The organism is Massilia sp. HP4, assembly GCF_005222695.1.
In the GTDB taxonomy this organism is placed as follows: Bacteria; Pseudomonadota; Gammaproteobacteria; order Burkholderiales; family Burkholderiaceae_D; genus Telluria.
On the sequence record NZ_STGG01000048.1, the window covers coordinates 134267 to 152004 of the forward strand.

The window sequence follows — 17738 nt, forward strand, 5'->3', positions numbered from 1 at the left end:
ACTATGCTGGAACGATGAGAGGAAATGAAAACGCCGGCATCAGCCGGCGTCTTAATTAAAACAACAACAAAATCATGGTTCTCTGACTTAACCTTCAGCCGCCCGCATCGCCAAATCCGCCGCCTTCAACCTCGCCGACAACGCCTTGCCCTTGCGCGCACGCTTGCCAAAGTGCGGCTCCAGCCCCGATGCAAACAACTCCACCGTACGTGCCTTGTCCCCAGCCCAGGTGCCAACCACATTCACACCCTTCTGCGTAATCGGCTGCGCCGCCAGCATCGTCTCTTTCGGCTCCAGCTCCATCAGGATCACACCCCGGCCGCCATTGGTCAGCACTTTCATCTCGTCGATGCCAAACACCAGCACGCGACCCTTCTCCGACAGGCAGGCAATCGCGCCGGCAGTATCGGTAACGACCCGCGGCGGCAGCGGCGCGGCGCCTTCGTTCAAGGTGATGAACGACTTGCCACCCTTGAGGCGGCTGACCATATCCCCAGCCTTGGTAATGAAGCCAAACGCATCCGACGTCGAAATCAACAGGCGCGTGTCCGGATTACCTGCAAAGTAATGCAGCAGACGTACAGGCTTACCTTGCACACCGCCCGACAAATCGACCAGGGTGGTAATCGGCACACCATCCCCACGCGATCCAGGCAGCGCATTCACCGGCACCGAATACACCTTGCCGTTGTCGCCGATGCCCAGCAAATGATCGACCGTGCGGCATTCAAACGCCTTGTACAGCGAATCGCCGGCCTTGAAAGTGAACTGCGCCGTATCGTGCCCGATGCCGGTACGCGCGCGCACCCAGCCTTTTTCCGACACGATCACGGTCACCGGCTCGTCGATGACCTTCTGCTCGGCCACCGCGCGCTGGGCTTCCTCGATGATGGTGCGGCGGTCGTCGCCGAACTGCTTGGCGTCGGCTTCGATTTCGCGAATGATCAGGCGCTTCATCGACGACGGGTTCTCGAGAATGTCTTCCAGCTTTTCCTTGTCGCTGCGCAGCTCGGCCAGCTCTTGCTGGATCTTGATCGCTTCCAGGCGCGCCAGCTGGCGCAGGCGGATCTCGAGGATGTCCTCGGCCTGGCGTTCGCTCAGGCGGAATTCCTCGATCAGCGCCGCCTTCGGTTCATCCGAATTGCGGATGATGGCGATCACCTTGTCGATGTTCAGCAAGACCGTCTCGCGGCCTTCCAGGATGTGGATGCGGTCGTTGACCTTGCCCAGCTTGAACTCGGTGCGGCGGCGCACGGTCACGAAGCGATAATCGATCCACTCCTGGATGATCGTGCCCAGGCCCTTCTGGCGCGGACGTCCATCGCCGCCGATCATCACCATATTGATCGGGGCCGAGCTCTCGAGCGAGGTATGCGCGAGCAGCATCAGCATGAATTCGTTCTGGTCGACGTTCTTCGACTTGGGCTCGAACACCAGGCGCACCGCGGCTTCGCGGCCCGATTCGTCGCGCACCGCATCGAGCGCGCCCAGGATCGTGTTCTTCAGCGCCAGCTGTTCCGGCAGCAGCGCTTTCTTGCCGGTCTTGACCTTCGGATTGGTCAGTTCCTCGATTTCTTCCAGCACGCGCTGCGACGAGCAGCCCGGCGGCAGTTCATGGACCACCGCCTGCCACTGGCCGCGCGCCAGCTCTTCGATCTTCCAGCGCGCGCGCACCTTCATCGAGCCGCGGCCGACCGCGTACATGTCGGCGATTTGCGAGGCCGGAGTGATGATCTGGCCGCCGCCCGGGAAGTCCGGACCGGGGATCAGGGTCATCAGCTCGGCGTGGGTCATCTTGGGGTTGCGGATCAGCGCCACCGCTGCTGCCGCGACTTCGCGCAGATTGTGCGACGGGATCTCGGTGGCCAGGCCGACCGCGATGCCCGAGGCGCCGTTGAGCAGCACCATCGGCAGGCGTGCCGGCAGGGTGCGCGGCTCGGTGGTCGAGCCGTCGTAGTTCGGTTGCGAGTCGACCGTGCCCATGTCGATCTCGTCCATCAGCAGGCGCGAGATCGGGGTCAGGCGGGCTTCGGTATACCGCATTGCCGCGGCGCCGTCGCCGTCGCGCGAGCCGAAGTTGCCCTGGCCGTCGATCAGCGGGTAGCGCAGCGAGAAGTCCTGCGCCATGCGCACCAGCGCGTCGTACACCGACTGGTCGCCATGCGGGTGCAGTTTGCCGAGCACGTCGCCGACCACGGCGGCCGACTTGCGCGGCTTGGCGGTCGGGCCCAGGCCCAGTTCGTTCATCGCATACAGGATGCGGCGCTGGACCGGCTTCTGGCCGTCCGACACGTCCGGCAGCGCGCGGCCCTTGACCACCGAGACGGCGTAGTCGAGGTAGGCGCGCTCGGCGAAGGTGGACAGGGTGAGCGTCTCGACGTCCGAGGGCTCGTGTTGCTGTTCAAAGAGACTTGGTTGATTCGTCATGATGTGTGTTCGGTTGCTCGCGTGGGCGGACGATCAGATATCCGCCTCGGTCTCGTTACCGTGTTCCTCGATCCAGGCGCGGCGCGCCGCGGCTTCGCCTTTGCCCATCAGCATATTGAAGCGCGATGCCGACTCGGCCAGGTCGTACTGGCCGAACGATACCGGCAGCAGGCGGCGGGTGTCCGGGTTCATCGTCGTTTCCCACAGCTGCTCGGCGTTCATCTCGCCCAGGCCCTTGAAGCGCGAGATGCTCCACACGCCTTCCTTCAGGCCTTCTTTTTTCAGCTTGTCCTCGATCGCCAGCAGCTCGCCGTCGTCCAGCGCATACAGCTTCTGGATCGGCTTCTTGGCGCGCGCGGGCACATCGACGCGGTACAACGGCGGACGCGCGATGCAGATATTCCCGTTGCGGAACAGGGCAGGGAAGTGCTTGAAGAACAGCGTCAGCAGCAGCACCTGGATGTGCGAGCCGTCGACGTCCGCATCCGACAGGATGCAGATTTTCCCGTAGCGCAGGCTGGCCAGGTCGGGCGAATCGTTCGGTCCGTGCGGATCGACGCCGATCGCCACCGAGATATCGTGGATCTCGTTGTTGGCGAACAGGCGGTCGCGGTCGGTTTCCCACGAATTGAGCACTTTGCCGCGCAGCGGCAGGATGGCCTGGAATTCCTTGTCGCGGCCCATCTTGGCCGAGCCGCCGGCCGAGTCGCCCTCGACCAGGAACAGCTCATTGCGGGTGATGTCGCTCGACTCGCAATCGGTCAGCTTGCCCGGCAACACAGCCACGCCAGACGATTTTTTCTTCTCGACTTTTTGCAGCGAACGCAGGCGCGACTGGGCCTGCTTGATGACGAGTTCCGCGAGCTTCTTGCCGTATTCGACGTGCTGGTTCAGCCACAATTCGAGCGGCGGCTTGGTGAAGGTCGAGACCAGCTTGAGCGCATCGCGCGAGTTCAGGCGTTCCTTGGTCTGGCCCTGGAATTGCGGATCCAGCACCTTGGCCGACAACACGAACGAGACGCGCGCGAACACGTCCTCGGGCAGCAGCTTGACGCCTTTCGGCAGCAGGCCATGCAGCTCGACGAAGTTCTTGACGGCGCCGAACAGGCCGTCGCGCAGGCCCGCTTCGTGGGTGCCGCCGCTCACGGTCGGGATCAGGTTGACGTAGGACTCGCGCACCACGCCGCCTTCTTCGGTCCAGGCCACGACCCAGTCCGCGCCTTCGCCTTCGGCAAAGCTGTCGTCGCCGGCGGCGGCGAACTGCGCGCCTTCGAACAGCGGGATCAGGGTCTCGCCGTTGGAGCTTTGCGCCAGCGCTTCGTTCAGGTAGCCGCGCAGGCCCTCGTCGTAGCGCCAGGTCTGGACGTCGCCGGTCTTGCCGTTGGTGAGCGTGACGGTCACGCCCGGCAGCAGCACCGCCTTCGAGCGCAGCAGGCGCTGCAGGTCGCCCAGCGGGATATTCGGGGAATCGAAATACTTACCGTCCGGCCAGGCGGTGACGCGGGTGCCGTTCTTCTTGCCGCCTCGTTCGGCCGGTGAAGAGGTCAGCGGCTCGATCACGTCGCCATTGGCGAATACCAGCTTGTGCTGGCCGTTGCCCTGGTCGTCCTTGCGCCACACCTCGATTTCGAGGCGCTTCGACAGCGCATTGGTGACCGAGACGCCGACGCCGTGCAGGCCGCCCGAGAAGGCATAGGCGCCGCCCGAGCCCTTGTCGAACTTGCCGCCGGCGTGCAGGCGGGTGAACACGATCTCGACCGTGGACACGCCTTCTTCCGGGTGGATGCCGACCGGGATGCCGCGGCCGTCATCCTCGACCGTGATCGAACCGTCGGGGTTCAGGGTCACGCCGATGTTCTTGCAGTGACCGCCCAGCGCTTCGTCGGAGGCGTTGTCGATCACTTCCTGGATGATGTGGAGCGGATTCTCCGTCCGGGTATACATGCCCGGACGCTGTTTCACAGGTTCGAGTCCTTTAAGGACGCGGATGGATGATTCGCTGTAGTCTGGAGCGGGTTTCTTGGAGGCCATCTTGAAGATTGTTTGTCGAATGCTCCGGCATTCTAACTTGTCGGGAGGAAAAGGTTAGGCTTTTTTACTGTGCAAATATACAGTAGTTCGCGCTGTGACGTGCTTTTCGCTTCGCACGTTTGTGCTAGATTAAGCTGGATTTCCACGGCAATGCCAGGGAGGCGCGTTACCGATGCACTTGTCCAGCTATCCGTTCACCGTCCGCCTGATTGGATTCACGCCAGGCGAAACCGCGCAGCTCGAAGCCCTGCTGGCGCAGGCGCCGGGCATGGGGCCGGGCGCGGGGCCGTCGTATTCTTGCCTGCATGACGATAGTTTGCAAGAGCCGGACCTGTATATCGCCAATGGCGACAGTCCGACCGCGCTGACCCGGCTCGGCTGCCTGCCGCCCGGATCGCTGCAGCCGGCGCTCGTGATCGGCAACCCGGTCGGTGGCCCATGGTGCACCCTGGCGCGGCCGGTCCAGCCCCCGCAACTGCATGAAGCCCTCGCCGACCTGCTCGATACCCGGGTCCAGGTGCTGGTACAGCAAAGCACCCGCGCCCGACGCGTGCTGGCCGAGCGGCGCCGCCGTCCGCGCCTGGCGCCAGATTGCGAGACGACCGCATTCTACACGCGCCAGCGCCGTGGCCCGGTAAATGGGGCGGTTTTGATCGTGGACAAGGAGTGCCAGCTGCGCAACCAGGTAGCGCGCGTGCTGGGGCCGCGCCGGGTATCGGTGGAATGGACCGACAGCCTGTGCGCCGCGGTGCGCCTGTGCGACGAAACGCCGGTATCGCTGGTGCTGATCAATACCGCGGCGACCGGCATCGAACCGTACGACTTGTGCAGCTCGATCAAATCGCAGGATGGCGCGCAGCGTACGCCGGTGGTGTTCCTGGTCGAGCAATCGTTTCACTACGATAGCGTGCGCGCGCGCCGCGCCGGGGCGCGCGGCCTGCTCACGACGCCGGTCGCCGGCCGCCACTGGATGCTGACCTTCCAGAAGCTGCTCGACCTTCCCGTGTAAGCGGCCGGTGTAGGGAGTACGCGACGTTTTGTAACAACTTTATATCGTGCGCTGCAGTGGCGAAGTTATATTAATAGCCATGGCCGAAGACGATCAAACCAAGCGCAGCGAGGGCGAACCCTCCCTCGATCCGTCCCTTGATGAACGCAAGGAAACCCGGGTGCGGGTGCCCGACCGGCGCGCAGGCGGGCAGGGCCGCATCCCTCGCTACCTGCGCGATGGCGACAATGCGCTGGCCCTGGCCGGCCGCGTCTTCACTTCGCGCTTTCGCTCGCTGCGCGACCGCTTCAACCGCGATTTCATGCAGCGCACGCTGCACATCGGCGTCTCGGCCCGCATCTTCCATCCTGCCGCCGGGGCCAAGGGGCTGCTCAGCAAGAACCTGCAGTATCTCGAGGAGTCGATCGCCCAGTGGGTGATGTCGCGCGACGTGCTGGTGTTCATGATCCCGACCGTGAATACCAACGGCTTGCTCCACCCCAGCAACATCACCTTGCGCCACTATGCGCGCCATCTCGACGGCCTGGTGCTGCAGGGCGGGGCCGACGTGGCGCCGCAAACCTATTCCGAAACCCCGACCCGGCCCGAATGGAGCGGCGACCGCGCGCGCGACGTCTACGAACTCGAGCTGCTGCACGAATTCGTCGACGCCGGTAAACCCGTGCTGGGCGTCTGCCGCGGTTGCCAGCTGATCAATGTCGCCTTCGGCGGCACCCTGCACCAGGACGTCGCCACCGACATGCCCCAGGCGCTGGCCCACGTCCACGATATGTATGACGCGCACCGCCACGCCATCATGTTTCCCAAGGGCTCGTCATTGGGCCGCATGTTCCCCAAGGTCGAGCAGGCGATGGTGAACTCGATCCACCACCAGGCGGTCAAGGACCTCGGGCGCGACATCCGCATCGAGGCCGTGTCAGAACCTGACGGCATCATCGAGGCGATCCGCTACCTGCGCGCCAACTTTGTCATGGGCCTGCAGTGGCACCCCGAATTCCACCGCGCCGGCGGCGTCGACCTGCTCGATTGCACGCCGGTGCTCGACGAATTCCTGCGCGCCGCGCGCGAAACCCGGCTGTAGATTTCCGCTTTAGTTGCTGCGAAGAATCGACTGTCGTATGTCTTCGATGACACCTCGATTCGCTTGCCGAAATCGCTTGCTTTCGCCGCCCGACGCGTGAATAATGAAATGAGAATCATTCGCATCTCGTTACCATTCACGCTGGACCGTTGCGGACCGCAACTGCTTTAAGGGAGACGCTTGCATGACCATTTCCACCGCAGACACGACGTCGTCGGAACCGCGCAGCCAGGACGCGCTGCTGGTCGCTTCGCTATTGCACCTGATGTCGAACTACACCACGCGCGGCGACGGCGAACAGCCTTGCGTAAAGCTGGCCTCGGTGATCGAGCGCCACCTGTGTGCGCTGTCGCGCCTGCCGAACATCGATCCGGTGCTGCGCGCCACTTGCGAGCAACTGGCCGACCAGTGGGCAGTCGTGGTCGACGCCAAGCTGCCGCCCCCGGCGCCGACCCGCCAGCCCCTGCTGGCGCGCTTCATGAAAGGCAGTTGGGCCGGCAAGGCCGCGCCGCTGGCCGGCTGAGCTTTGTCTAGGTCGTGCGACCGCCCCGGAAGTGCTGGATGGCCGCGTTGACCATGCCCTCGACGCTGCCTTCGCGCTCCACGTGGCGGCGCAGGATGGCGGCGTCGCTGCCGTCGTGCACCGCCGCCGCCAGGTGGCGCAGGGCGTCCACGCTGCCCAGCGCCTCGGCGTGCGGCAGCATTTTTTCGAGCGTGGCCAGGATGTCTTCGCGCATCGGCACATTCTCGTAGGTCTTCGGATGCGTGATGCTGCCGTCCAGGCCGAAGCGGCAGGCCTGGAAGCGGTTGTAGTTGTAGACCAGGTAATCGTCCTCTACTGGCATGTCTTCCACCGGCGCTTCCTCTTTCCGTTCCAGCAGGTGCCGGCACAGCGCCTGCAGGTAGCCGGCCAGCGCCGCCGCCCGTTCCACCGTCAGCGGCGTGTCGCACACGCGCAGCTCGATGGTGCCGTACTCCGGTTTCGGCCTCAGGTCCCAATAAAAATCCTTCATGCTCTTAATGATATTGGTGCGTTCCATCTTGGCGAAGTAGACGTCGGTGAACTCCTGCCAGGTGAGCGTGAACGGCGCGCGGCCGCTCATCGGGAAGGCGAACACGGAATTCAGGCGCGCCGATTCGAACAGGCTGTCGTGGCCCTGCACATAGGGCGACGATGCCGACAGCGCGATAAAGTGCGGCAGGTAGCGGTTCAGTGCATGCAGCAGGTACAGCGCATCGTCGCCGTTGGCGCAGCCGATGTGCACGTGCTGGCCGAATACCGTGAACTGCTTGGCCAGGTAGCCGTACAGCTGCGACAGGTATTCGTAGCGCGGCTTGGCCGAGATGCGCTGGTCGGACCAGTGCTGGAACGGGTGCGTGCCGCCGCCGGCGATGCCGATATTGAGCACGTCGCTGGCCGCCACCAGGGTGTCGCGGATCTCGGTGAGTTCGGCCAGCAGCGGCCCGTACCCGGTGTGCACGCTCGAGTTAATCTCGATCATGCTTTCGGTGATCTCGGGCGTGACGTTGCCCGGGAAGGGCTTGCGCGTCAACAGGTGCATCAGGTCGGGGCTGGCCGCGGTCAGGTTGAAATCCGACAGGCTGACCAGTTGCAGTTCCAGCTCGACCCCGAAGGTCAGCGGTTGCGAGGGGTTGAAGGCTTCAAGCGGCATGGTTCGACTCCGGTGCTTCGCGCGCCCAGATCAGCGCGCGCTGGATGATGATCGGGCCGAAGACTTCGAGCAGCATCGTCACGGCCGCCATCGCATACAGTTCTTCGACCACTTTCAGGCCGGCATAGCGCGCATGCTCGAGCAGCAGGATCACGAACACGGCCAGCGGGGCCAGCCCGAGGCCGGTGAGCGCGCCCTTGCGCCAGGTAACACCCGACAAGTGGGAAAACGCCGTCACGCCCGCCACCTTGGCGAACATGCGCACCAGCACCACGCTGATGGCAAGCAGCGTGCCGGCGGTGACCAGGCGCCAGTCGAGGGTCGAGGCGGCGTACACGAACAGCAGCACGGTCAGCACCTCGCCCAGCGCGCCGAAATTGCGCTGGGTCTGGGTAAAGGCCACGCGCCGGTAGCGCACCGTCAGGCCGAAGGCCAGCGCCGCCACCACCGGCGACATGCCGGAAATATCGCAGACCGACACCAGCAAGATGACTGCCAGGGCAAACGCGACGGTGGCGTCCTGTTGCGGATTGCGGATCGCGCGCAGCAGGGCCGGCACCACCACGCCGAAGATGGCGCCGACCAGGATCGAGCCGGCCAGCATCACCAGGCTTTGCCACAGTGCCTCACCGACGGCGTCGTAGGTGCGGAACAGCCAGATGCCGATGATGGCATTGAAGGCGAACACCGACAGCACACAGTTCTGGGCCGACAGGTGCAGCACGCGTTCGGTCATCTGGCCCGAGCTTTTCTGTTCATTGACGACCCGTACGACGGTGGCGGGCGAGGTGGCCATCGACAGCGCCGCCATCAGGAGGGCGGTCAATTGGCCGGTGCCGAAGGCGCTGGCGACGAAATAGACCAGGATGAAGGTCAGCCCGGCCTCGACCAGGCCGGCCACGCCGATCCAGGGATTGTTGACCAGCCAGCGCAGGTTGATGCGGTTACCGAGCTCGAACAGGATCAGGCCGAAGGCGACATTGGCCAGCAGCGAGACCGGCCCCATGTCGGGGGCGGGCAGCGCGCCGACCTGGGTGCTGCCGAGGGCGAAGCCGACCAGGCCATAGAAGCTGATGCGCGGCAGGCCGGTCCAGCGCTGGCCGAATTCGCCGGCCAGCCAGGCGAGCGCAATCGCCAGCGGCCACGCGAGACTTGTCAACAAGGACAGCAGGTCTGGCATTCGTTTCCCCTCGAGTCTTATAGTCGGTGCGCGCTTGTCGTCCGATGTACACGGAGTCTACAAGCCGGCGGGGCGCGCACGTTTGTCCTGGTTCGCCCGTCCACGCGCCTTGTGTTGAAGCACGGCGAGCGGCGGGCGAGTGGCTCGATCATAGCGATTCCAGCGCGGCCGTCCGTGTCCGCACTAACACAGTGCGTAAAGACATTATTTGCCAAGGGGAAACGTAAGGTTGGCCGGGGCGCGCAGCCGGCTCTGCCGCCGACGCGTCGATTGTTATCGGTTCCGATGCCGTGCCGGATGATCTCGCGGCGAACCATCACCGCGTCGGCAGCGTAGCCGCCGACCCTACGTTATTTGCTGAGCAATCGCATCGCCCGTTCCAGCCCCTCGAGCGTGATCGGAAACATGCGGTTGTTCATGATCTGGCGGATCAGGGCAATCGATTGCCGGTATTGCCATAAATGTTCCGGCTCCGGATTGAGCCAGGCAAACTTGGGAAACGTCGACACGAAGCGCGCCAGCCAGGCCGCGCCCGGTTCTTCGTTGTTGTACTCGACCGAGCCGCCCGGCGCCATCACCTCGTAGGGACTCATGGTGGCGTCGCCGACAAAGATCACGCGGGTGTCGGCTGGATACTTGCGCAGCACGTCCCAGGTCGGGAAGCGTTCGCTATGGCGGCGCCGGTTGTTCTTCCACAGGTAGTCATACACGCAGTTGTGGAAGTAATAGAACTCCATATTCTTGAATTCGCTGCTGGCGGCCGAGAACAGTTCTTCGGTGCGCTCGATGTGGTCGTCCATCGAGCCGCCCACGTCCAGCAGCATCACCACCTTGATCCGGTTCTTGCGCTCGGGCCGCATGCGGATGTCGAGCCAGCCGGCATTGCTGGCGGTGGCGCGGATGGTGTCGTCCAGCGCCAGCTCGTCGGCCGCGCCCTGGCGCGCGAAGCGGCGTAGGCGGCGCAGCGCCACCTTCAGGTTACGGGTGCCCAGTTCGCGCTCGTCGTCGTAGTCGCGGAAAGTGCGCTGTTCCCACACCTTGACCGCGCTGCGGTTGCGGCTGGTTCCCCCGATGCGGATGCCTTCCGGGTTGGTGCCGCCGTGGCCGAAGGGCGAGGTGCCGCCGGTGCCGATCCACTTGCTGCCGCCGGCGTGGCGCTCCTTCTGCTCCTTGAGCAGCTCTTGCAGCCGCTGTTGCAGCTTGTCGTAGCCGAATTTTTCGAGCTGCGCTTTTTGTTCAGGCGTGAGCTCGCGCTCGAAGCGCTTGATCAGCCAGTCCAACGGAAGGTCGGGAAACTGCGCGGCCTGCTCGTCGAACACCGCATCGACGCCCTTGAACCAGAGGCCGAACACGCGATCGAACTTGTCGAAATGGGCTTCATCCTTCACCAGCGTCAGGCGCGCGAGGTAATAGAACTCGTCGAGCGAGGGCCGGATTACCTGGCGCTGCAGGGCTTCGAGCAGCGTCAGGAATTCGCGGATCGAGACCGGCACTTTGGCCTCGCGCAGCGCGCGGAAGAAGTCGATCAACATGGTCAGGCCTTTGCGTGATGCGCCAGGCGCGCCTCCAGCTGCGCTTGCACTTGCGGCCATTCGGCACGCAGGATGCTGTACATGACGGTGTCGCGCACGCTGCCGTCGCGGCGCGCGAAGTGATGGCGCAGCACGCCGTCCTTGTGCGCGCCGAGCCGCTCGATGGCCGCCTGCGACGCAAAGTTCTGGCCGTCGGTGCGCAGGCCGACCACGGCGCAGCCCAGGGTGTCGAAGGCATGCCGCATGAGCATCAGCTTGCAGCTGGTATTGACGTGGCTGCGCTGCGCGCTTTTTGCATACCAGGTGAAGCCGATCTCGACGCGGTCGATCTCGGGCACGATGTCGTGGTAGCTGGTGCTGCCGACGACGGCGCCGGATGCCGCGTCGATCACGGCCCAGGCCTGGCGGTTGGCCATTGACAGCGCGGTGTCGACGTAGGCCTCGGCTTCTTCCCGGGGGGGTACATAGGTCACCCGCAGATTCCACAACTGGCCGTCGCTCGCGGCCGCGCGCAAGCCGTCGGCGTGATGCGGCGCCAGCGGCTCCAGGCGCACGCCGTTGAATGCCAGCGTAACAGGAACGACGTCGATCATCGCCGGTTCCTCGCCATGGCCATCAGGCGGTCGAACAGGGCGATGTCCTGTTCGTTCTTGAGCAGTGCGCCGTGCAGCGGCGGCGCCGCATTCTCGGCGCGCAGCGCTTCGGCCGGCACGTCCTCGGCCAGCAGCAGCTTGAGCCAGTCCAGGAATTCCGAGGTCGACGGCTTCTTCTTGATGCCGGGGACGTCGCGCAGCGCATAGAAGCTTTGCAGCGCGGCTGCCAGCAGGTCTTGCTTCAGGCGCGGGAAATGCACGCCCACGATGTCGGCCATCGTCTCGCGATCCGGGAACTGGATGTAATGGAAGAAGCAGCGGCGCAGGAATGCGTCGGGCAGCTCTTTTTCGTTGTTCGAGGTGATGATCACCAGCGGGCGGTGCCTGGCCACCACCATCTCGCGCGTCTCGTAGACATAGAATTCCATGCGATCGAGTTCGCGCAGCAGGTCGTTCGGGAACTCGATGTCGGCCTTGTCGACTTCGTCGATCAGGAGCACCACCGGCTCGGGCGAGGTAAACGCCTGCCACAGCACGCCCTTGACGATGTAGTTCTGGATGTCGCGCACGCGCTCGTCGCCCAGCTGCGAATCGCGCAGGCGCGAGACGGCGTCGTATTCGTACAGGCCCTGCTGGGCCTTGGTGGTCGACTTCACGTGCCATTGCAGCAGCGGCATGTTCAGCGCCGCTGCGACTTCTTCGGCCAGCATGGTCTTGCCGGTGCCCGGCTCGCCCTTGATCAGGAGCGGGCGGCCCAGGGTCAGGGCCGCATTGACGGCCAGTTTCAGGTCGGGGGTGGCGACGTAATTGTCGCTGCCTTCGAAGCGCGGAGATGCATGCATGGCGGGTGACGGGAAAAAAGCGAAAGAGGATTTGGCGAGTATATGACAAAAAGTTGGCCCACCCGCGGCCCGGGCGCGCGCCGCCGGTTTGTAGACTGGTGTCAAGTCTTCAGATAGAATCGGCCCGTTGGTAAGCCTTTGCTAAGTTTTTGTGCGGTTGCGATTTTCGACATATAACTAACGAGACGCCCATGAAAAAAACTCTGGTACCACTGGCGCTGGCGCTTCTTGCCGGCGCCGCCGGCAGCGCCTGCGCCGCGGAAGTGGTCGGTAATCCCCAGGCGGCCACCGCCAAGATCGAGATGTGCATCGGCTGCCATGCCATCCCGGGCGGCTATAAAACGGCATTCCCCGAGGTCTACCGCGTGCCAATGATCGGCGGCCAGTCGGCCAAGTACATCGAATCGGCACTCAAGGCGTATCGCAAGGGCGACCGCAAGCACCCTTCCATGACCGGCATCGCGCGCTCCATGAGCGACCAGGACATCGCCGACGTGGCGGCCTATTATGCCCAGCAAACGTCGAACCAGACGACCGCCCAGCGATGAGGACCGCCATGAAGAACACGATGCTCCTGCTGGCGCTCGGCGCCATCTCCTTCGGCGCGGCCGCCAACGACGTCAAACGTGGCGAGGCCCTGGCCGAGAAATACAACTGCGCCTCTTGCCATGGCGCCGACTACAACAAGGCGATCGACCCGACCTATCCGAAGCTGGCCGGCCAGCACGCCGACTATCTCACGCATGCGCTGCGTGCCTACAAGCGCGGGGCCGGCGCCAATGGCCGGGTCAACCCGATCATGGCCGGCATCGTGCAGCCGCTGTCCAATCAGGACATGGCCGACCTCGGGGCGTATCTCTCCAGCCTGCCGTCGCAACTGGTGGTCAAGAGGTAGGGCTGCCGGTACAGCGGCGCGCCGCAACTGGTAACATGCGATCCCCGCCGCCGGCGCTGCCGGCCGGCGGGCATTCTGTTTTACCGCCTGCCTACCGCCTGCTGGAGCCGCCGTGCCGTCGCTTACCCCCGCTTACCTGAAGATCAACCTGCTGGCCGGCCTCACCGTCGCGCTGGCCCTGGTGCCCGAGGCGATCGCCTTCGCCCTGGTCGCCCACCTGTCCCCGCTCACCGGCCTGTACGCCGCCGTGATCGTCGCCTTCATCACCTCGGCCTGTGGCGGCCGGCCGGGCATGATCTCGGCCGCCGCCGGTTCGCTGGCGGTGGTGATGGTGGCGCTGGTGGTGCAGCACGGCGCGCAATACCTGCTGGCGGCCGTGGTGCTGATGGGCGTACTGCAACTGCTGTTCGCCGCCGCCCGCCTGGGCAAATTCATCCGCATGGTGCCGCATCCGGTGATGCTGGGCTTCGTCAACGGCCTGGCGCTGGTGATCTTCCTGGCCCAGTTCAACCACTTCAAGGAGCCGGACCCTGGCGGCGCGGCGCAGTGGATGCCGGGCCCGGAACTGGCGGTCATGGGCGGCATCATCGCGGTCACGATGGCGGTGATCTACCTGACTCCGCGCCTCACGAAAGCGGTGCCGTCCACCCTGGTCGGCATCCTGGTGGCAAGCGTCGGCTGCGCGCTGCTCGGCATCGAGACCAGGACCGTGGGCGACCTGGGCTCGATCGCCGGCGGCCTGCCGGCCTTCGCGCTGCCCGCCGTGCCGTGGAACCTGGAGACGCTGCGCATCGTGTTTCCGTATGCCCTGGTGATGGCCGGCGTCGGCCTGATCGAGTCGCTGCTGACGCTCACCCTGATCGACGAGATCACCGACACCCGCGGCCAGCCGAACCGTGAATCGCTGGCGCTGGGCGCGGCCAATGTCGTGAGCGGCCTGTTCGGCGGCATGGGCGGCTGCGCGCTGATCGGCCAGAGCATGATCAATGTGAACAGCGGCGCCACCGGCCGCCTGTCCGGCATCGCGGCCGCGCTGTTCCTGCTGGCCTTCATCCTGTTCGGTTCGGCCTGGATCGAAGCGATCCCGCTGGCGGCCCTGGTCGGCGTGATGTTCGTGGTGTGCGAGAAGACCTTCGAGTGGGGCACCTTCCGCCTGGTAGGAAAAGTGCCGCGCGCCGACCTGTTCGTGATCGTGCTGGTGGCCGGCATCACCCTGGTGTTCGACCTGGCCGTGGCGGTGATCGCCGGCGTGATCGTGTCGGCGCTGGTATTCGCCTGGCAGCACGCCAAGCGGGTGACAGCCGCGGTGTCGACCGACGAACAGGGGTGGAAAGTCTATGCGCTCGAAGGCACGCTGTTCTTCGCCTCGGTGACGCCGTTCCAGTGGTTGTTCACGCCGAAGGACGATCCGCAGGACGTGGTCATCGATTTCATGCAGGCGCGGGTGGTCGACCATTCGGCGATCCAGGCGATCGACGCGCTGGCCGAGCGCTATCGCCTGCAGGGCAAGCGCCTGCACCTGCGCCACCTGAGCCCGGACTGCCGCGAGCTGCTGCAAAAGGCGCAGGGCATGGTGGAGGTGAATGTGCTGGAAGACCCGCGCTACCGGGTCGCGGACGACAAGCTGGCCTGATTCAGTCCTGCATCACGCGAACGCGCGCCGGCGCACGCAGTCGATATACGCCTCGGTATCCGGCGGCACGCCGTTGCGTTGCGAGGCCCAGATCATCTCGCCCAGGCATTCCATGATCTCGTGGTGGGCGTCGTGCTCGCCGCGCCGCGCGACCAGGGCGTCGTGGGCGGCGCGGATGCCGCGCGGCTGGTCGATCGAAATCTGTTCGGCGATCGACAGGTGCATCGACAGGTGCAGGAAGGGATTCGCCTTGCCGCCCTCGACCGAGTAATCGGCCGCGATCGCCGCCTCGATGTCCTCGAACTGCTCGTGGTATTCAGGATGCTGGACGATCCAGTCGGCCGCGATCGCGTCCATCGGGGTCAGGAGCTCGCCATTGCGGTGCTTGCGATAGGCTTCGCAGAAAAAGCGGCGCACGTCGTGCGATGACGGAGTGAACATGGCGGGGCAGGGGAAGCAAGAAGAGGAAGCCGGCATTGTAGCGCGATGCCGGGCGCGGCGTCATTCGCTCTCCCGGCATTGCGTCACGCGCTCGGTGAACTGCGCCGCGCGCGCCGCGTCCCCCGCGGCCAGGTGGTATCTGCCGACAAAGAACAGCGCCTGGCAGGCGCGCCCCTCGGCCAGGCCGTTATTGGCGCGCGAGCGCTCGAGCAGCGCCTCCTCGCCCAGCTTGCCAAGATAGAAATCCGCGATCGGCGCCGGCCACCTGGTGGGATACGGTTTGAACGCCGCCGCCAGGCCGCCCTGCGCCAGCGCGGCGTCGCCCCCATGCATGCGCGCCAGGTAGAGCCACAGCGCGGCATAGCGGTCTTCGGGCATCCGGTCGAGGATGGCCTGCATCCGGCGTGCGGCGTCGGCATGGTCGCCCCCGTCGATCAGCTCGCGCACGATCTGGATATTGGCATCCGCATTCCCGCCGTCGGCAGCCTTCCTGATCAAGGCCCTGGCCCGGTCCTGGTCGGCCGGCACGCCCTGGCCGCGCTGATACATCCAGGCCAGCGTCAGCTGGGCGTCGCCATTGCCGGCGTCGGCCTCGTGCTGCATCCAGGGTTCGATGCGGCGCCGCTGGCCGAGCGGTTCGCCGCCCACGTACGTGAAATACAGCTTGCGCTGGTTCATGGCGAACAACACCCGGTGCGAGCGCAGGAAATCGGCGCCGAGCAGCACGTCGACCCCCAGGTGGGCGCTGTCGATTACGCCGACTTCGGCATTGCGGATAGTCTCGCGGCCGATCTGCAGCCGGTCCAGCGTGGTACTCCATGCCGGTACCGAGTGCCTGCCGACGCCGACCATATCGTCGATGCGTTCGACGCCCGGCGCGTCGAGCTTGAGCCCGGCCTGCTCGGCCGCCTTGCGCGTGATGACCGTGGTGTCGGCGCCGGTGTCGATGACGGCCGTGACTTCCTTCCCGTTGAGCAGTACCTTGAACTCCGGATTCGGATCGCGCCAGTCGCTGGCCGTGAACGGAATCTCGATCGGATCCTGGCTCCAGTAGGCCAGCATCGCATTCTTGCAACCGTCCGGCTTGAAGAACCGGATTTCCCTGGTCGCCAGCGAGATCTCGAGATCGGTCTGCAGCAGGAAAGGTGCGCCAACGATGGCGTCATGGGACGGCGGGCGGCCGGTCTGGCCGAGTACGCGCAGGTACTCGTTGGCCGTGACGGTCGGCCCGGCCCTGAATTCCTTGACCCATGCCGTGTACATCTGCGTCTCGCCGCCGATGCCGGTCCACGTCTCGTGGCTCAGGTGCCGCTCCAGCTTGCGACGCTCGACGCCGGTCCGGGTCAGCATGCTGCCCTGGGCGCCGGTATCGACCAGCATCTGGGCCGGCGTGCCGTTGATCTGCCCTTCGATCGTCAGGCTCAGGGAAGGGCCGGTATAGTGCACCGGCAGCGTGGCCAGCAGCTGGTACTGGCATCCCTTTGGCGCGGGAGCGGCCAGGGCCGATATGGCGGCAAGTAACGCGGCAATCGGCAGCAGGAAGCGCGGGGCGAGGGAGTTCATGCTGCATTGTAATACGCGGTATTTACACACTGAGCATGCGAGGAGCATGAAATGACGCGCGGGCAGGGAAGTTACGGAAACGGCGGCCCGCGCCGCCGTTTCCATTAATACAAGACTACTTGTTCGGCGCCAGCACCAGCGATTCCGGTCCGGCCGGACCTGGCTGGTTTGCCGCGGCCACCATGTCCGGGCCCGGCTTGGCGCCCTGCGAGCGGCCGTGCGGCTGGCGCAGGTAGCGCGCGCTGTGGCGCCGTTCGCCGTGCTGGCCCTTGGCTGGCCAGGTGACGAAGCGCGACAACTCTTGCAGGGCGCGCTGGTAGACATCGCGCTTGAACTCGATCACGACGTCCAGCGGCACCCAGTAATCGTGCCAGCGCCAGGCATCGAATTCAGGGTGGTCGGTCAGGCGCAGATTGACTTCGTTGTCGCGCGCAACCATGCGCAGCAGGAACCAGATCTGCTTCTGGCCGCGGTAGTGGCCGCGGATCTCGCGCTTGATGAAGTGGTCGGGCACCTCGTAGCGCAGCCAGTCGCGGGTTCGCCCCATGATCTTGACGTGCTCCTGGCGCAGGCCGATTTCTTCCTCGAGCTCGCGGTACATTGCCTGTTCTGGCGTCTCTCCGTACTTGATACCCCCTTGCGGGAATTGCCATGAGTGCTCGCGCACCCGCTTGCCCCACCAAACCTCGTTGTTAGCGTTCAGCAAGATGATGCCGACGTTGGGCCGAAACCCTTCACGGTCGAGCATAAGTGCACCTCGATACTTTCTGCCGGCGGACGTTCGCTTGTGTTTTTACCTACAAATTCTTTGTGTCCGTGGGGTTTCCGCACCGCTTGC

The 17738-nt window shown here is 64.9% G+C and carries 16 protein-coding genes; 6 read left to right on the forward strand and 10 right to left on the reverse strand.

Features of this window, described 5'->3' with window-relative positions:
• Window positions 1-87 precede the first annotated feature (87 nt).
• On the reverse strand, window positions 88-2427 hold the full coding sequence (gene parC, locus E8M83_RS18365; RefSeq protein WP_137174798.1) for a DNA topoisomerase IV subunit A: 2340 nt from the start codon (window positions 2425-2427) through the stop codon (window positions 88-90).
• A 33-nt stretch (window positions 2428-2460) separates the two neighbouring features.
• Window positions 2461-4458, reverse strand: a complete 1998-nt coding sequence (locus tag E8M83_RS18370) for a DNA topoisomerase IV subunit B (RefSeq protein ID WP_137174799.1) — start codon at window positions 4456-4458, stop codon at window positions 2461-2463.
• A 172-nt stretch (window positions 4459-4630) separates the two neighbouring features.
• Between E8M83_RS18370 and E8M83_RS18375 the strand changes: the two genes are divergently transcribed.
• The 3 genes from E8M83_RS18375 (at window position 4631) to E8M83_RS18385 (ending at window position 7071) form a co-directional block, all read left to right on the forward strand.
• Window positions 4631-5467, forward strand: coding sequence for a two-component system response regulator (locus tag E8M83_RS18375; protein ID WP_137174800.1), 837 nt, complete (start codon window positions 4631-4633; stop codon window positions 5465-5467).
• 79 nt (window positions 5468-5546) lie between these two features.
• Window positions 5547-6548 carry a gamma-glutamyl-gamma-aminobutyrate hydrolase family protein gene (locus E8M83_RS18380; RefSeq protein ID WP_137174801.1) on the forward strand — a complete coding sequence of 334 codons (1002 nt, stop codon included), beginning with the start codon at window positions 5547-5549 and terminating at the stop codon, window positions 6546-6548.
• A gap of 184 nt (window positions 6549-6732) precedes the next feature.
• A complete protein-coding gene (locus E8M83_RS18385; protein ID WP_137174802.1) occupies window positions 6733-7071 on the forward strand; it encodes a hypothetical protein in 339 nt (112 codons plus the stop codon).
• A 7-nt stretch (window positions 7072-7078) separates the two neighbouring features.
• On the opposite strand, the gene E8M83_RS18390 is transcribed toward E8M83_RS18385, so the two are convergent.
• The 5 genes from E8M83_RS18390 to E8M83_RS18410 all read right to left on the reverse strand — a co-directional run bounded on the left by E8M83_RS18390 (window position 7079) and on the right by E8M83_RS18410 (window position 12368).
• Complete coding sequence (locus E8M83_RS18390; RefSeq protein WP_137174803.1) at window positions 7079-8221, reverse strand: YbdK family carboxylate-amine ligase; 1143 nt, start codon at window positions 8219-8221, stop codon at window positions 7079-7081.
• On the reverse strand, window positions 8211-9401 hold the full coding sequence (locus E8M83_RS18395; protein ID WP_137174804.1) for a cation:proton antiporter: 1191 nt from the start codon (window positions 9399-9401) through the stop codon (window positions 8211-8213). Before E8M83_RS18395 ends, E8M83_RS18390 begins: the two co-directional genes overlap by 11 nt.
• A 350-nt stretch (window positions 9402-9751) precedes the next feature.
• Complete coding sequence (locus E8M83_RS18400) at window positions 9752-10933, reverse strand: VWA domain-containing protein (protein WP_137174805.1); 1182 nt, start codon at window positions 10931-10933, stop codon at window positions 9752-9754.
• Between the two features lie 2 nt (window positions 10934-10935).
• Window positions 10936-11526, reverse strand: a complete 591-nt coding sequence (locus E8M83_RS18405) for a GNAT family N-acetyltransferase (RefSeq protein ID WP_137174806.1) — start codon at window positions 11524-11526, stop codon at window positions 10936-10938.
• A complete protein-coding gene (locus tag E8M83_RS18410; RefSeq protein ID WP_137174807.1) occupies window positions 11523-12368 on the reverse strand; it encodes a MoxR family ATPase in 846 nt (281 codons plus the stop codon). The genes E8M83_RS18405 and E8M83_RS18410 overlap by 4 nt, the downstream gene beginning before the upstream one ends.
• A 191-nt stretch (window positions 12369-12559) precedes the next feature.
• Between E8M83_RS18410 and E8M83_RS18415 the strand changes: the two genes are divergently transcribed.
• The 3 genes from E8M83_RS18415 to E8M83_RS18425 all read left to right on the forward strand — a co-directional run bounded on the left by E8M83_RS18415 (window position 12560) and on the right by E8M83_RS18425 (window position 14896).
• On the forward strand, window positions 12560-12916 hold the full coding sequence (locus E8M83_RS18415; RefSeq protein ID WP_137174808.1) for a cytochrome c: 357 nt from the start codon (window positions 12560-12562) through the stop codon (window positions 12914-12916).
• Between the two features lie 8 nt (window positions 12917-12924).
• Window positions 12925-13263 (forward strand): cytochrome c, encoded by a 339-nt coding sequence (locus E8M83_RS18420; protein ID WP_137174809.1) that lies wholly within the window; start codon window positions 12925-12927, stop codon window positions 13261-13263.
• A 112-nt stretch (window positions 13264-13375) separates the two neighbouring features.
• Window positions 13376-14896 carry a SulP family inorganic anion transporter gene (locus E8M83_RS18425; protein WP_137174810.1) on the forward strand — a complete coding sequence of 507 codons (1521 nt, stop codon included), beginning with the start codon at window positions 13376-13378 and terminating at the stop codon, window positions 14894-14896.
• A 12-nt stretch (window positions 14897-14908) separates the two neighbouring features.
• On the opposite strand, the gene E8M83_RS18430 is transcribed toward E8M83_RS18425, so the two are convergent.
• From E8M83_RS18430 to E8M83_RS18440, 3 genes are all read right to left on the reverse strand, one after another.
• Window positions 14909-15337: a DUF1841 family protein gene (locus E8M83_RS18430; protein ID WP_137174811.1), complete on the reverse strand. Its 429-nt coding sequence runs from the start codon at window positions 15335-15337 to the stop codon at window positions 14909-14911.
• 60 nt (window positions 15338-15397) lie between these two features.
• Window positions 15398-16900, reverse strand: a complete 1503-nt coding sequence (locus E8M83_RS18435; RefSeq protein WP_170976854.1) for an aspartyl protease family protein — start codon at window positions 16898-16900, stop codon at window positions 15398-15400.
• Between the two features lie 115 nt (window positions 16901-17015).
• Window positions 17016-17648 (reverse strand): RNA pyrophosphohydrolase, encoded by a 633-nt coding sequence (locus tag E8M83_RS18440; protein WP_137174813.1) that lies wholly within the window; start codon window positions 17646-17648, stop codon window positions 17016-17018.
• Window positions 17649-17738: the final 90 nt, after the last annotated feature.